Origin of the sequence: Streptomyces sp. P9(2023), from assembly GCF_032436795.1 — a bacterium.
Taxonomy (GTDB): Bacteria; Actinomycetota; Actinomycetes; order Streptomycetales; family Streptomycetaceae; genus Streptomyces.
Genome location: NZ_JAUPWM010000065.1, coordinates 1 through 14,218, shown reverse-complemented (window position 1 = coordinate 14,218; position 14,218 = coordinate 1). Strand labels below are relative to the sequence as shown.

At 73.3% G+C, this 14,218-nt stretch carries 14 protein-coding genes; 12 read left to right on the top strand and 2 right to left on the bottom strand.

Features of this window, described 5'->3' with window-relative positions:
* The first annotated feature begins 293 nt into the window (after window positions 1-293).
* On the top strand, window positions 294-1,508 hold the full coding sequence (locus Q5762_RS36280) for a hypothetical protein (RefSeq protein WP_315896591.1): 1,215 nt from the start codon (window positions 294-296) through the stop codon (window positions 1,506-1,508).
* Window positions 1,493-2,281, top strand: a complete 789-nt coding sequence (locus tag Q5762_RS36275) for a tetratricopeptide repeat protein (RefSeq protein WP_315896590.1) — start codon at window positions 1,493-1,495, stop codon at window positions 2,279-2,281. Before Q5762_RS36280 ends, Q5762_RS36275 begins: the two co-directional genes overlap by 16 nt.
* Window positions 2,282-2,332: 51 nt before the next feature.
* Here Q5762_RS36275 and Q5762_RS36270 read toward each other — a convergent pair whose 3' ends face one another.
* Entirely contained in the window at window positions 2,333-3,607 is a 1,275-nt protein-coding gene (locus Q5762_RS36270; RefSeq protein ID WP_315896589.1) for a DUF1015 domain-containing protein, read from the bottom strand.
* A 79-nt stretch (window positions 3,608-3,686) separates the two neighbouring features.
* Between Q5762_RS36270 and Q5762_RS36265 the strand changes: the two genes are divergently transcribed.
* From Q5762_RS36265 to Q5762_RS36250, 4 genes are all read left to right on the top strand, one after another.
* Window positions 3,687-4,790 carry an HAD hydrolase-like protein gene (locus Q5762_RS36265; protein ID WP_315896588.1) on the top strand — a complete coding sequence of 368 codons (1,104 nt, stop codon included), beginning with the start codon at window positions 3,687-3,689 and terminating at the stop codon, window positions 4,788-4,790.
* Window positions 4,791-4,978: 188 nt separating this feature from the next.
* Window positions 4,979-5,959 (top strand): iron chelate uptake ABC transporter family permease subunit, encoded by a 981-nt coding sequence (locus Q5762_RS36260; protein ID WP_315896587.1) that lies wholly within the window; start codon window positions 4,979-4,981, stop codon window positions 5,957-5,959.
* Window positions 5,956-6,990: an iron chelate uptake ABC transporter family permease subunit gene (locus tag Q5762_RS36255; protein WP_315896586.1), complete on the top strand. Its 1,035-nt coding sequence runs from the start codon at window positions 5,956-5,958 to the stop codon at window positions 6,988-6,990. Before Q5762_RS36260 ends, Q5762_RS36255 begins: the two co-directional genes overlap by 4 nt.
* A 47-nt stretch (window positions 6,991-7,037) precedes the next feature.
* A complete protein-coding gene (locus Q5762_RS36250) occupies window positions 7,038-7,868 on the top strand; it encodes an ABC transporter ATP-binding protein (RefSeq protein ID WP_315896585.1) in 831 nt (276 codons plus the stop codon).
* Here Q5762_RS36250 and Q5762_RS36245 read toward each other — a convergent pair.
* Window positions 7,857-8,204, bottom strand: a complete 348-nt coding sequence (locus tag Q5762_RS36245) for an SCP2 sterol-binding domain-containing protein (RefSeq protein ID WP_315896584.1) — start codon at window positions 8,202-8,204, stop codon at window positions 7,857-7,859. The genes Q5762_RS36250 and Q5762_RS36245 overlap by 12 nt on opposite strands.
* A 42-nt stretch (window positions 8,205-8,246) precedes the next feature.
* On the opposite strand from Q5762_RS36245, the gene Q5762_RS36240 reads away from it, so the two are divergent.
* The 6 genes from Q5762_RS36240 to Q5762_RS36215 all read left to right on the top strand — a co-directional run bounded on the left by Q5762_RS36240 (window position 8,247) and on the right by Q5762_RS36215 (window position 14,160).
* Window positions 8,247-8,597: a hypothetical protein gene (locus tag Q5762_RS36240; protein WP_315896583.1), complete on the top strand. Its 351-nt coding sequence runs from the start codon at window positions 8,247-8,249 to the stop codon at window positions 8,595-8,597.
* Window positions 8,598-8,604: 7 nt separating this feature from the next.
* Complete coding sequence (locus Q5762_RS36235; RefSeq protein WP_315896582.1) at window positions 8,605-9,420, top strand: TlyA family RNA methyltransferase; 816 nt, start codon at window positions 8,605-8,607, stop codon at window positions 9,418-9,420.
* Complete coding sequence (locus tag Q5762_RS36230) at window positions 9,417-10,373, top strand: NAD kinase (RefSeq protein ID WP_315896581.1); 957 nt, start codon at window positions 9,417-9,419, stop codon at window positions 10,371-10,373. Before Q5762_RS36235 ends, Q5762_RS36230 begins: the two co-directional genes overlap by 4 nt.
* Window positions 10,374-10,469: 96 nt before the next feature.
* Complete coding sequence (recN, locus tag Q5762_RS36225; RefSeq protein ID WP_315896592.1) at window positions 10,470-12,188, top strand: DNA repair protein RecN; 1,719 nt, start codon at window positions 10,470-10,472, stop codon at window positions 12,186-12,188.
* Window positions 12,189-12,238: 50 nt separating this feature from the next.
* On the top strand, window positions 12,239-12,973 hold the full coding sequence (locus tag Q5762_RS36220) for a hypothetical protein (protein WP_315896580.1): 735 nt from the start codon (window positions 12,239-12,241) through the stop codon (window positions 12,971-12,973).
* A 101-nt stretch (window positions 12,974-13,074) separates the two neighbouring features.
* Window positions 13,075-14,160, top strand: a complete 1,086-nt coding sequence (locus Q5762_RS36215; protein WP_315896579.1) for a glycosyltransferase family 4 protein — start codon at window positions 13,075-13,077, stop codon at window positions 14,158-14,160.
* The last annotated feature ends 58 nt before the right edge of the window (window positions 14,161-14,218 follow it).

The following is a 14,218-nucleotide window of genomic DNA, read 5'->3' as shown; positions in this document are numbered from 1 at the left end:
GGAAGCTAAGCCTTTCAGCGCCGATGGTACTGCAGGGGGGACCCTGTGGGAGAGTAGGACGCCGCCGAACAATCTTTCAGGACCCTTGGTCCCAGCGTTCATGCTGGGACCAAGGGTCCTTTTGTTTTTCTTGATCTTGCCGAAGCGCGTCGGGGTGCCGACTGCGCGAGAATGACTGCAGTACCCGAAGACAGGAGTCACCCCGATGTCCACCAACTCTCCCGACGACCGTCCGGAGCGCGAGCCGCGTCGTAGGGACGGCGGCGAGCGGGGCGGCTTCCGTGGCCCGCGTCGTGACGACAACCGGGGTGGTGGCGGCTTCCGTCGCGACGACCGGCCCCGCGATGACCGGCGTGATGACCGTCCGTCGTTCCGTCGCGACGACCGCCCGCGCGACGAGCGCCCTCGTGATGACCGTCCTCGTGATGACCGTCCTCGTGATGACCGGCGGGGTGACAGCCGTGGTGACAACCGTGGCGGTGGCTTCCGTCGTGACGACAGCCGTGGTGACAACCGTGGCGGTGGCGGTTTCCGTCGTGATGACAGCCGTGGTGACAACCGCGGTGGTGGCTTCCGTCGTGATGACAGCCGTGGTGACAACCGCGGTGGTGGCTTCCGTCGTGACGACAGCCGTGGTGACAACCGCGGTGGTGGCTTCCGTCGCGATGACCGGCCGCGTGACGACCGTCGTGACGACCGTCCCCCCTTCCGTCGGGACGACCGGCGTGACGACAACCGCGGTGGCGGCTTCCGGCGTGACGACCGTCCGCGTGACGACCGTCGTGATGAGCGGCCGGCCTTCCGGCGCGATGAGCGTCGTGATGACAGCCGTGGTGACAACCGTGGCGGTGGCTTCCGTCGCGATGACCGGCCGCGTGACGACCGTCGTGATGACCGTCCGTCGTTCCGACGTGATGACAACCGTGGTGGCGGTTTCCGCCGCGACGACCGGCGTGATGACCGTCCCTCGTTCCGTCGCGATGACCGGCCCCGTGATGACCGGCGCGACGACAATCGTGGTGGCGGGTTCCGTCGGGACGATCGTCCGCGTGACGATCGCCGTGATGACCGTCCCTCGTTCCGGCGTGACGACCGTCCGCGTGACGACCGTCGTGATGAGCGGCCGGCCTTCCGGCGCGATGAGCGTCGTGATGACAGCCGTGGTGACAACCGTGGCGGTGGCTTCCGCCGTGATGACCGGCCGCGTGATGACCGGCGCGACGACCGTCCCTCGTTCCGGCGGGACGACCGGCCGCGTGACGACCGGCGGGACGACCGTCCGCGTGGGCCCCGGCGTGACGACAATCGTGGCGGTGGGTTCCGCCGGGACGACCGGCGGGACGACAACCGGGGTGGGTACCGCGGGCGTGATGACAACCGGGGCGGCGGCTACGGGCGGCGCGACGACCGCGACCGTGACCGGCCCGACCGGGAGCCGATCAAGCGGCTGCCGATCCCCCCGGAGGTCACCGGTGAGGAGATCGACGACGATGTGCGCCAGGAGCTGATGAGCCTGCCCAAGGGGCTCGCCGAGGATGTCGCCCGTAACCTCGTGATGGTCGCCGACCTGCTCGACGAGGACCCGGAGCAGGCGTACGCGTACTCGCGTATCGCCCTGCGGCTCGCCTCGCGTGTCGCCGCCGTCCGCGAGGCCGCCGGCTTCGCCGCGTACGCCACGCAGAAGTACTCCGAGGCGCTGGCCGAGTTCCGGGCCGCGCGGCGGATGACCGGTGGTGTCGAGCTGTGGCCCGTGATGGCCGACTGCGAGCGTGGCATGGGCCGGCCCGAGCGGGCGATGGCCATGGCCGGTGAGCCCGAGGTGCAGAAGCTGGACAAGGCCGGGCAGGTCGAGATGCGGCTCGTCGCCGCCGGTGCCCGTCGTGACATGGGTCAGCTGGACGCCGCCATCGTGACCCTGCAGAGCCCCGAGCTCGCGTCCACCGCCATCCACCCGTGGACCGCGCGCCTGCGGTACGCCTACGCCGACGCGCTGCTCGCGGCCGGGCGTGAGGCCGAGGCCCGTGAGTGGTTCGCCAAGGCGCTGGAGTCGGACAAGGACGGGGCCACGGACGCCTCCGACCGGCTCGCCGAGCTGGACGGTGTCGAGTTCGTGGACGCCATCGACGACGAGATGGATGACGAGGTCGAGGTCGAGGCCGCGTCCGACGTCGCGTCCGACGTCGCGTCCGACGTCGCGTCCGACGTCGCCTCTGACGTCGATGAGATGGACGAGGACGACGAGGACGAGGACGACGACGAGGTCCTGGACGATCGGGACTGATCTTGAGTGAAAGGGCGGCACCCTCCGGGGTGCCGCCCTTTTTTCATGCCCTCAGTCGAGTGCCAGGCTTCTGAGCACCAGGCCCGTCGCCGGCTTCGGGCCGAAGGACGTCGACTTGCGGGGCATGGTGACGCCCTGCCGTGCCAGGTCCCGTACGACTTCCTCCCGTACCGGATGCATGAGCACCGCCGTGCCGCCCCGGCGTTCCGCCTGGGTGACGGCCGCCTCGGTGTCGTGGATGTAGCTGATCTCCTCCGGGGCGTCCGGGATGTGCCAGAGGTGGTCGAGGAGCGTGGCGTGCAGGACCGTGGCGTCCAGGGTGCGCCAGGCTTCCGGGCGGTCCGCCGGGATCGTACGGGCGAGCAGGTCCGGGGCGGGGCGGTCCACGAGGTGGAAGGTGCCGTCGCCGGCGAGGATGAAGGCGTTGCCCTCGGACGCGGCGGTCGCCAGGGACTCCATGGCTTCCGACAGCGGGGCGTCGACGCGGCGGATCCGGAAGCCGTCGCCGAGTGCGGCGAGGGCGTCCGCGACGGGGAGGCGGTGGAGCAGGCGGTGGATGGCGCGGACGCGGAGGGGGTAGCGGGCGGTGTCGATGAGGAGGACGAGGCCGTAGTTCCAGGGGCCGGGCTGGGCGTGCTCCTCGCGGAGGCGGAGGTACGTCGCCCAGCGGTGGTGGCCGTCGGCGATCAGGGCCTGGTGCTCGGCGAGGCCGGCGGAGACCATCGCGAGGTCGGCGGGGTCCGTGACCGCCCAGAGGCGGTGGCTGAAGCCGTCCTCCGTGGTCGTGGCGAGGAGGGGGTCGCGTCGGACGGTGCGTTCGATGACGTCGGCGGCGCCGTTGCCGTTGCCGCGGTAGGTGAGGAGGAGCGGCTCCAGGTTGGCGGCGGTGGTCCGCATCAGGGCGGCGCGGTCCTCGACGACGTGCGGCATGACGTCCTCGTGGGGGAGCACGATGCCCTCGGCCGGGGTGGAGAGTTCCAGGGCGCCGATGATGCCGCGCTGGAGGATGTCGCCGCTGCTCTGCTCGTACACGTAGAGCGCGGGTTCGGGGTCCGGTGCGAGGACGCCGTCCGCGAGCCAGCGGTCGAGGGTGACGGCGGCCTTGCGGTGGCGGGTGCCCGCGCTGACGGCCTGGGGGAGGATCAGCCGGACGATGTTGTGGGGGTCGGCGGACTCCAGCTGGTTCAGTCCGTCGGGCCGTACGACGACGTCGTACGGGGGTGAGGTCACGGCGGCCAGGCTGCCGACCCGTTCGGGGACGTATCGGAGTCCCCGGAACGGGACCAGGTGCAGGCCGTCATCGGCCGCGTGACCTCGGGTGCTCATTGAGCAATCGTAAGTGCGCGGTGGCAATGAGCGATGATCGGGGGAGCGGGGACGGCCAAGTGGTGAGGAGTGCATGGGTATGGGTGACGTTGAGCTGCGTGGCGGGGAGCTGGGCCCGGAGCGGGGGGCGCGGCGGGTTCGGCGGCGGCCGGGCGGTAGCGTGCGGCCGCTGAGCGAGGCGTACGACACCGCGCTGCTCGACCTGGACGGTGTCGTTTACGCGGGCGGGGAGGCGATTCCGCACGCCGTCGAGGCGCTCGGGGCGGCGCGGGCCGGTGGGATGAACCTCGCGTACGTCACCAACAACGCGCTCCGTACGCCGGACGCGGTGGCCGTTCATCTGACCGAGCTGGGGGTGCCGGCGGAGGCGGCGGACGTCATCACCTCGGCGCAGGCGGTGGCGCGGCTCATCGCCGATGAGGTGCCGGCCGGTTCGCCGGTGTTGGTCGTCGGCGGGGAGGGGCTCCGGGTGGCGCTGCGGGAGCGGGGCCTGGAGCCGGTGGAGTCGGCGGATGTGCCGGGTCTGGCGGCGGTGGTCCAGGGGTACGGGGGGCCCGACATGCCGTGGGCGCGGTTCGCGGAGGCGGGTTACGCGGTGGCGCGGGGGGTGCCGTGGTACGCGTCCAACACCGACCTGACGATTCCGGGGGCGCGGGGGATCGGGCCGGGGAACGGGGCGGCGGTGGAGGTCGTACGGATCGCCACGGGCGGTGTCGTCGAGCCGAAGGTGGCCGGGAAGCCGTTGCCGCCGATGCACCGGGAGACGGTGTTGCGGACGGGGGCGGAGCGGCCGTTGGTGGTCGGGGACCGGCTGGACACGGACATCGAGGGGGCGTTCAACGGGGGCGTGGACTCGCTGTTGGTCTTCACCGGGGTGACGGACGTGGCGCAGCTGCTTGCGGCGGTGCCGGAGCACCGGCCGACGTACGTGGCGGCGGACCTGCGGGGGCTGTTGGTGGGGCAGCCGGATGTGGCGGAGCTGGGCGGGGAGTTCGTGTGCGGGGGGTGGCGGGCTTCGGTGAGTGGGGGTGCGCTGGTGTTGGAGGGCGGCGGTGAGGTGGGCGCCGCCGGGGTGGACGTGATGGACGGGGTGCGGGCGCTGTGCGGGGCGGCGTGGGCGGAGGCCGGGAGCGGGGCGTGTGGGCTGGACGTGGGGAAGGCGTTGGGGCGATTGGGGATGTGACGGTGGGGCGGTTCGGGGTGTGACGGTGGGGAGTTCCCCGGCCGGGGTGGGGAGTTCCCCCTGGCCGGAGCCAGGGGTGGAGTCGGGGGAATGGGAGGGTAGGCTAACCTAACCTCGTGTTGGTTGAGAGATCCATTCGCGCCACCGAGGCGGTGGAAACCGGTCAGACGCCAAGCCGTAGGCGGTCCGTGCGCGGTATCGGGCTGGTCGTCGGCGTCGCGGTTCTGCTCGTGGTCTGCGTGCTGAGCATCATGATCGGCGCCAAACCCGTGCCGCTCGGCGACGTATGGCACGGGCTGTTCCAGAACAGCGGTGCCGGCAACGACGTCATCGTTCATGACGTACGCGTTCCCCGGACGCTCCTCGGGTTGCTCGTCGGCGTCGCCCTCGGGCTTTCCGGGGCCGTGATGCAGGGGCTCACCCGTAACCCGCTCGCCGAGCCCGGGCTGCTCGGCGTCAACGCCGGGGCCGCCGCGGCCGTCGTGTCCGCGATCGCGTTCCTCGGGGTCACGGACGTCGACGCCTACGTCTGGTTCGCGTTCCTCGGGGCGGCCGTCGTCTCCGTCGTCGTGTACGTCCTCGGCGGCAGCCGCAGCTCCACGCCCGTGCGCCTCGCGCTCGCCGGAACCGCCGCCACCGCCGCGCTCTACGGGTATGTCAACGCCGTCCAGCTGCTCAACTCCGCCGCCCTCGACCGGCTCCGGTTCTGGACCGTCGGCTCGCTCGCCTCCGCCGACATGGACACCGTGCGTCGCGTCGCGCCCTTCATCGCCGTCGGCGTCGTCCTCGCCCTGCTGATCGCCCGGCCGCTCAACGCCATGGAGCTGGGCGACGACAGCGCCCGCGCCCTCGGCGCCAACCTCAACCGCACCCGGGTCGTCGCCATGGCGGCCGTCACCCTGTTGTGCGGCGCCGCGACCGCCGCCTGCGGGCCGATCGTGTTCCTCGGGCTGATGGTCCCGTATCTCGTACGGGCCATCACCGGGCCCGACATGCGCTGGATCCTCCCGTACGCGGCGGTCCTCTCGCCCGTCCTCCTGCTCGGCTCCGACGTGGTCGGCCGGCTCGTCGCCCGCCCCGCGGAGCTCCAGGTCGGCATCGTCACCGCGCTGATCGGCGGCCCCGTCTTCATCCATCTCGTACGCCGCAAGAGGATGGCCCAGCTGTGACCACCAAGTCGCTACGGACCGGTGGCGGGCTCTCCGTACGGTACGAGCCGCGTGCCGCGCTCTCCGCGCTCCTGCTGCTCGTTCTCACCCTTGCCGCCGGCATCGTTCTCATCGGCAGCGGCGACTTCCCGATCGCCCCCGGCGACGTGGTCGCCACCCTCCTCGGCGACGGCACCCCCGTCCAGGAGTTCGCCGTCATGGACCTGCGGCTGCCGCGCGTCCTCGTCGCCGTCCTCGTCGGCGCCGCGCTCGGCATCGGCGGCGCCGTCTTCCAGTCGATCTCCCGCAACCCGCTCGGCAGCCCCGACGTCATCGGTTTCGGCCAGGGCGCCACCGTCGGCGCGCTGGGCGTCATCGTGCTCTTCCAGGGCAGCGCCATGGCCGCCGCGGCCGGCGCGGTGGTCGGAGCCCTGATCACGGGCGCCGCGATCTACCTCCTCGCCTGGAAGCGGGGGATCCACGGCTACCGGCTCGTCCTCGTCGGCATCGGCGCGGCCGCGATGCTCACCGCCGTCATCCACTACCTCATCACCAAGGCCAACCTGGTCGACGCCACCCGCGCCACGGTCTGGATGACCGGCTCGCTGGAGGGGCGTGACTGGGCCCAGTTCTGGCCGTTGTCCGCCGTCTGCTGCGTCCTGGTCCCGCTGGTCCTGGGGCACGGCAGGGCGCTGCGGATGCTGGAGATGGGCGACGACTCCGCGTACGCCCTCGGCGTGAAGGTCGAGCGGACCCGCATCGTGCTGATGGCCTCCGCCGTCGTGCTGGTCGCCGTGGCCACCGCCGCCGCCGGACCCATCGTCTTCGTCTCGCTGAGCGCCCCGCAGCTGGCCCGCCGGCTGACCCGCTCGCCCGGCCCCAACCTCGCCGCCTCCGCCCTCATGGGCTCCGCGGTGCTGCTGGTCGCCGACTGGACCGCCACCAACGCCTTCGGCGACCGGCAGCTGCCCGTCGGTGTCGTCACCGGAGTCCTCGGCGGCTGCTATCTGCTGTGGCTGCTCGTCACCGAGCGGAAGGCCGGTCGGATATGAGGGTCACGGCGGCGGATTCGAACCGTACGACACACAGGAGCAACCCCATGGCCCGTCAGGCCCAGCGGCTCAGCGCGGAGTCGGTCACCCTCGCCTACGACCAGCGGGTCATCGCCCGCGAGCTGTCCGTCGAGATCCCCGACAACTCGTTCACGGTCATCGTCGGGCCCAACGCCTGCGGCAAGTCGACCCTCCTGCGTGCCCTCTCCCGCATGCTCAAGCCCTCGCAGGGCCGGGTGCTCCTCGACGGGCAGAGCATCCACACCATGCCGGCCAAGAAGGTCGCCCGGACCCTCGGTCTGCTGCCCCAGTCCTCCATCGCCCCCGACGGCATCACCGTCGCCGATCTCGTGGCCCGCGGCCGGTACCCGCACCAGGGGCTGCTGCGCCAGTGGTCGCCGGAGGACGAGCGGATCGTCCAGGAGTCGATGGCGGCGACCGGGGTCGCGGAGCTGGCCGAGCGGTACGTCGACGAACTGTCCGGCGGCCAGCGCCAGCGGGTCTGGATCGCGATGGCGCTCGCCCAGCAGACCCCGCTGCTGCTCCTCGACGAGCCCACGACGTTCCTCGACATCCAGCACCAGATCGACGTCCTCGACCTGTGCGCCGAGCTGCACGAGAACCAGGGCCGGACGCTCGTCGCCGTCCTCCACGACCTCAACCACGCGGCCCGGTACGCCACCCACTTCATCGCCTGCAAGGGCGGCGAGGTCGTCGCCGAGGGGCCGCCGGCCGAGGTCGTCACGGCCGAGCTGGTCGAGCGGGTCTTCGGGCTCCGCTGCCAGGTCATCGAGGACCCGGAGACGGGGACACCGCTGGTCGTGCCGGCGGGGCGTAAGGCGCGGGCCGAGCGGACGCCGGCCGTACTACAGAAGTGAGCGCAGCTTCAGCAGGTCGCGGAAGCCGGCCTCCAGCCTGACCCGGCCGGAGGCCCACGCCTTCGCGAAGTTCAGCTCGCCGTCCACCATCGCCACCAGGTCGTCGCCCGTCATCGCCAGGCGGATCTGCGCCTTGGCGGGCGGCGGGCCCGGCACCGTGTCCTGGACCTCGATCCGGCCGCCCGCGATGCGCCCGGTGAACGTCGTGTCCAGGTCCGTGATGTGGCAGCTCAGGCTGCGGTCGAGCGCGGCGGCGCTGCGCACCTCGCCGTCCGCGCGGGAAAGATTGTCCGAAAGTCTGTCGAGTGCGCCGCGGCACTCCGTGATCGTGGCCATCGCCGTCGACCGTACCCCAGGGCTTCGCGATAGCGTCGGGGCATGAGCGACGTGACGGATGCAGCACCGGAGGCGGAAGCCGGGGAGGACGGCGGTTTTGAACCCGTCGCGCCCGCGCCGCTCGGTGTCGAGCGCGTGCCCACCGGCCGGCCCGATGTGGACGCGCTCCTGGAGCGGCTGGCCGACGCCGACCACCTTCCGGCCGACGGACACCTGGACGTGTACGAGGATGTACACCGTGGGCTGCGCTCCGAGCTGACCTCGCTCGACGCCGTCCGCCCCGGACCGACACCCGGTTCCGGACCGACACCGCCGACATCGTCGCCCACCCCTCTCCCGACCACCACCCCTCATCGTGGCCCTTCGGGCCGCCCCGACCATCTCAGGAGCTGAACCCAACGTGGCAGGAGTGGCACGCCGCCGTCTGGACGCCGAGCTGGTACGCCGCAAGCTCGCCCGCTCGCGCGAGCACGCCAGCCAGCTGATCGCCGCCGGGCGGGTGACCGTCGGGAAGGCGGTCGCGACCAAGCCCGCCACCCAGGTCGAGACGGCCGCGGCCATCGTCGTCGCCCAGGACGACGACGACCCCGACTACGTCTCGCGCGGCGGCCACAAGCTGGCCGGTGCCTTCGCGGCCTTCGTACCGCAGGGGCTGAAGATCGAGGGCCGGCGGGCGCTGGACGCGGGCGCGTCGACCGGCGGGTTCACGGACGTCCTGCTGCGCGCGGGCGCCGCGCACGTCGTCGCCGTCGACGTCGGCTACGGGCAGCTCGCCTGGTCGCTGCAGAGCGACGACCGGGTCACCGTCAAGGACCGCACGAACGTCCGCGAGCTGACCCTCGACGCCATCGACGACACCCCCGTCGACCTGGTCGTCGGCGACCTCTCCTTCATCCCGCTCGGCCTCGTGCTGCCCGCCCTGGTGCGCTGCACCGCGCCCGGCGCGGATCTCGTGCTCATGGTCAAGCCGCAGTTCGAGGTGGGCAAGGAACGCCTCGGTACGGGTGGCGTCGTGCGCAGCCCCGAGCTGCGCGCCGACACCGTACGGAACGTGGCGCGGCAGGCCGCCGAGCTCGGACTCGGGGTCCTCGGCGTGACCGCCAGCCCGCTGCCCGGCCCGTCCGGCAACGTCGAGTACTTTCTGTGGCTGCGGGCAGGGGCGCCCGCGCTGGATCCGGCGGATGTCGACCGCGCCGTGGCGGAGGGACCTCGTTGAGCTCAACGACCGCACCACCTGGTAGCCGTACTGTCTTCCTGCTCGCCCACACCGGCCGTCCGGCCGCCGTGCGCAGCGCCGAACTCGTCGTCCTCGGGCTGCTGCGCAGCGGGATCGGCGTCCGTGTCCTGGAGTCGGAGGCGGCCGATCTGCCGCTGCCGCCGTCCGTGGAGACGGTGCCCGAGGCGTGCAGCGACGCCCTGGAGGGCTGTGAGCTGCTGGTCGTCCTCGGCGGCGACGGGACGCTGCTGCGCGGCTCGGAGTTCTCGCGGGCGTCCGGGGTGCCGATGCTCGGCGTGAACCTGGGCCGGGTCGGCTTCCTCGCCGAGGCCGAGCGGGACGACCTCGACAAGGTCGTCGACCGGGTCGTCACCCGGGCGTACGAGGTCGAGGAGCGGATGACCCTCGACGTCGTCGTGTACGAGAACGGCGACGTGCTGCACCGGGACTGGGCGCTCAACGAGGCGGCCGTGCAGAAGGTCTCCCCGGAACGGATGCTGGAGGTCGTCCTCGCGATCGACGGCCGGCCGGTCACCGGCTTCGGCTGCGACGGGGTGATCTGCGCGACCCCGACGGGTTCGACGGCGTACGCCTTCTCGGCCGGCGGGCCGGTGATCTGGCCCGAGGTCGAGGCGCTGCTGATGGTGCCGATCGGGGCGCACGCGCTCTTCGCCAAGCCGCTGGTGACGACGCCCGAGTCGGTGCTCGCGGTGGAGGTCGAGCCGCACACGCCCAACGGCGTGTTGTGGTGCGACGGCCGGCGGACGGTCGAACTCCCGGCGGGGGCACGGGTGGAGGTCCGGCGCGGTGCGGTGCCGGTACGGCTCGCCCGGCTGCACCACGCCTCGTTCACGGACCGCCTGGTGGCGAAGTTCGCGCTGCCGGTGTCGGGGTGGCGGGGCGCGCCGCACCGAACGGCCGCACCCTCTGCCGGTACCCACCCCCACGGGTGACAGCCGTACGTCCGACCTGCGGGTTCGTCCCGTTCCGGCAGGGGCCGTCGCACAGCCGGGGTCCGACCTCGTAAGGTCTTCCCCGTGTTGGAGGAGATGCGGATACGGTCGCTCGGGGTCATCGACGACGCGGTTGTCGAGCTGTCGCCCGGTTTCACCGCGGTGACGGGCGAGACCGGTGCGGGCAAGACGATGGTCGTGACCAGCCTCGGGCTGCTGCTCGGCGGGCGCGCCGACCCCGCCCTGGTGCGGATCGGCGCCGGTTCGGCCGTCGTCGAGGGGCGGATCACGCTGGCAGCGGGCTCGGGCGTCGCCGTTCGCGCCGAGGAGGCGGGCGCCGAGCTGGACGACGGCGCGCTGCTCATCAGCCGGACGGTCTCGGCCGAGGGCCGCTCGCGCGCCCATCTCGGCGGGCGCTCGGTACCCGTCGGTCTGCTCGCCGAGCTCGCCGACGAACTCGTCGCCGTGCACGGCCAGACCGACCAGCAGGGGCTGCTCAAGCCGGCCCGGCAGCGGGGGGCGCTCGACCGGTACGCGGGCGACGCGGTCTCCGTACCGCTGGCCGCGTACGGGGACGCGTACCGGCGGCTGCGGGCCGTCGTCGCCGAGCTGGACGAGATCACCACCCGGGCGCGGGAACGGGCCCAGGAGGCCGATCTGCTGCGTTTCGGCCTTGGCGAGATCGAGGCCGTCGAGCCGCTGGCCGGTGAGGACGTCGAGCTGGCCGCGGAGGCGGAGCGGCTCGGGCACGCCGAGGCCCTCGCGTCCGCGGCCGCGCTCGCGCACGCGGCGCTCGCCGGGCAGCCCGAGGACCCGGAGGCCGTCGACGCGACGACCCTGGTCGCGGGCGCGGGGCGGGCGCTGGAGGCCGTACGGGCGCACGATCCGGCGCTCGCGTCCCTCGCCGACCGGATGGGCGAGATTTCGATCCTGCTCGCGGATGTGGCGGGGGAGCTGGCCGGTTACGCCGACAACCTGGACGCCGACCCGCGCCGCCTCGCGGCCGTGGAGGAGCGGCGCGCGGCGCTGACGCAGCTCACCCGGAAGTACGGCGCGGATGTCGCGGCCGTACTGGCGTGGGCGCAGGAGAGCGCGGCCCGGCTCACCGAGCTGGAGGGTGACGACGACCGGGTCGGCGAACTGACCGCCGAGCGGGACGCGCTGCGGGCCGAGCTCTCCGTGCTCGCGCAGGCGCTCACCGACGCCCGTACGGAGGCGGCGGCCCGGTTCGCCGACGCCGTCACCGCCGAGCTGGCCTCGCTGGCCATGCCGCACGCGCGTGTGTCGTTCGCGATCGGCCAGACCGAGGATCCGGACGGTGTCGAGGTCGGCGGGCGACGGGTCGCGTACTCGCCGTCCGGCGCCGACGAGGTCGAGCTGCTGCTCGCCCCGCACCCGGGCGCCCCGCCGAGGCCGATCGCCAAGGGCGCCTCCGGTGGTGAGCTGTCCCGGGTGATGCTGGCGGTGGAGGTCGTCTTCGCGGGTACGGACCCGGTGCCGACGTACCTCTTCGACGAGGTCGACGCGGGCGTCGGCGGCAAGGCGGCCGTGGAGATCGGCCGCCGGCTGGCGAAGCTCGCCAAGACCGCGCAGGTCGTCGTCGTCACCCACCTACCGCAGGTCGCGGCCTTCGCCGACCGGCAGCTGCTGGTGGAGAAGACCAACGACGGCTCGGTGACCCGCTCCGGTGTCACCGTCCTGGAGGGCGAGGACCGCGTCCGCGAGCTGTCGCGGATGCTGGCGGGCCAGGAGGACTCGGAGACGGCCCGGGCGCACGCGGAGGAACTGCTGGCTACGGCCCGGGCCGACGGCTGAGGGTCGGCCCGGTCGTTCTGACGCCGAGGCTGGTGCCTACGCTGGGGCGCATGATCGGGAAGCTGGGCAGGGTCGGAGCGTTCGCGGTGGCCGCGGGGGTCAGCCGGGCGGTGTACGTGGCGTCGCGGCGGCGGGACGACCCGCGGTGGCGGCGCGAGAACCACGCCGGGCGGAGCGTCGACCTGTACGCGGGGCCCGCCACCGCCGTCGGTGCCGCCGGGGCCGCCGTGGCGGCGGGTAATCCGCCGGCCGCCTTCGCCGTGCTCGCCGCCGGGGCGTGTGGGGCGTACGACGACTGGAAGGGTGACCATCGGCGGGGCCTCCGGGCGCACCTCGGGGCGCTGCGGGACGGGGAGGTGACCAGCGGGACCGTGAAGCTGTTCGGGATCGGGGCCGCCGGGCTCGTCGCCGGGGCGCTGCTCAAGGAGCGGCCCGTGGACAAGGTCCTCGCGGGCATCGTCATCGCCGGCACCGCGCACTTCGTCAACCTCATGGACGTCGCCCCCGGCCGCGCCGCGCTCACCGTGCTCGGGCTCGGCGCGCCCGGGCTGCTGCGCGGGACGCTCGCCGCCGCGCCGATGGGCGCCGCGGCCGCCGTCCTCGTCGACGACCTCGGCGAGCGGACCATGCTCGGCGACACCGGCGCGCACGCGCTCGGCGCCGCCGTCGGCAGCGCGATCGCCGCCGGGAACGGGCGGTTCGGACTCGCGGTCCACGCGGCCGGGCTCGTCGCGGCGGCGGTGTACGGAGACAAGGTCAGCGACCTCGCGCGTTCACCCGTGTGAGTGATAGCGCGCGGCGAGTTGAAGCCTCGGACGCTGCCACGACACGGCCACGACGCGGCTTCGGTGCCGGAACGTGCGTACGGGCTGGCATCCTTGGGCGCGTGACACAGCTCCGTACGGTCCAAGTGCTGGGCGGCGGCAGCGCGGGCAGCAGCGCTCACGTCAGATCACTTGCCTCGGGGCTCGTGGCCAGGGGCGTGCGGGTGACCGTGTGCGCCCCGGCCGAACTCGACCGCGCCTACGACTTCATCGGCGCCGGCGCGCACTTCGTGCCCGTCGCGCGCCGCAACGATCCCGCGACGGTCGCGCAGCTCCGTAACGCCTGCATCGGCGCGGACGTGGTGCACGCGCACGGGCTGCACGCCTCCGTGCGCGCGACGCTCGCGCTGTCGGGCGCCGTGCGGGGGCCGGCGCTCGTGACGACGTGGCACACCCGTAGCCACGTGGACGGGGCGCGGGGTGGGATGTTGCGGCTGCTCGAACGAAGGACGGTGCGGGCGGCGGCGGTTGTCCTCGGGACGTCCTCGGAGCTGGTCGACCGGGCGCGGCGGCGGGGGGCTCGGGACGCGCGGCTCGCGCCGGTGACGGTGCCCGCGTCGCGGGCGCCGGTCTGCCTGCACGACGGCAAGGCGCGGGCGGAACTGGGGGCGGTGGACCGGCCGTTGCTGATGGCGGTCGGGGCGCTGGTGCCGGAGCGCGGGTACGGGTTGCTCCTTGACGCGGCGCGGGAGTGGCGGGACCTGGATCCGCAGCCGCTGCTCGTGATCGCGGGGGAGGGGCGCGAACGGGCGGCGCTGCAGCGGCGGATCGAGGCGGAGGGGCTTGCGGTACGGCTGATCGGCCGCCGGGACGACGTGGCGGAGCTGCTGGCGGCGGCGGACGTGGCGGTGCTGCCGTCGCGCTGGGAGGCCCGCGCGCTGCTGGCGCAGGAGGCGTTGCGGCTCGGGGTGCCGCTGGTCGCGACGGCGGTGGGCGGGGTGCCGGAACTGGTCGGGGACGCGGCGGAGTTGGTGCCGTGGGGGGACGCGGGGGCGCTGGCGGCGGCGGTGCGGGGCTTGTTGGAGGACACGGACCGGCGGATGGACCTGGCGGCGGCGGGGCGGGTGCAGGCGCGGACGTGGCCTACGGAGGACGAGACGATCGCGCATGTGTTGAGCGTGTACGACGAGTTGGCGGGGCGGCGGTGAGGTTCGGGGCGGGTGCGCTGCTGGGCGGGGCGGCGGCCCACACATACACTCGCTATCT

Coding starts and splice junctions, on each gene's coding strand:
- Q5762_RS36270 (WP_315896589.1), bottom strand. CDS start 3,607: ATGAGCACCCGAGGTCACGCGGCCGATGACGGCCTGCACCTGGTCCCG.
- Q5762_RS36265 (WP_315896588.1), top strand. CDS start 3,687: ATGGGTGACGTTGAGCTGCGTGGCGGGGAGCTGGGCCCGGAGCGGGGG.
- Q5762_RS36220 (WP_315896580.1), top strand. CDS start 12,239: ATGATCGGGAAGCTGGGCAGGGTCGGAGCGTTCGCGGTGGCCGCGGGG.
- Q5762_RS36250 (WP_315896585.1), top strand. CDS start 7,038: ATGGCCCGTCAGGCCCAGCGGCTCAGCGCGGAGTCGGTCACCCTCGCC.
- Q5762_RS36245 (WP_315896584.1), bottom strand. CDS start 8,204: ATGGCCACGATCACGGAGTGCCGCGGCGCACTCGACAGACTTTCGGAC.
- recN (WP_315896592.1), top strand. CDS start 10,470: ATGCGGATACGGTCGCTCGGGGTCATCGACGACGCGGTTGTCGAGCTG.
- Q5762_RS36240 (WP_315896583.1), top strand. CDS start 8,247: ATGAGCGACGTGACGGATGCAGCACCGGAGGCGGAAGCCGGGGAGGAC.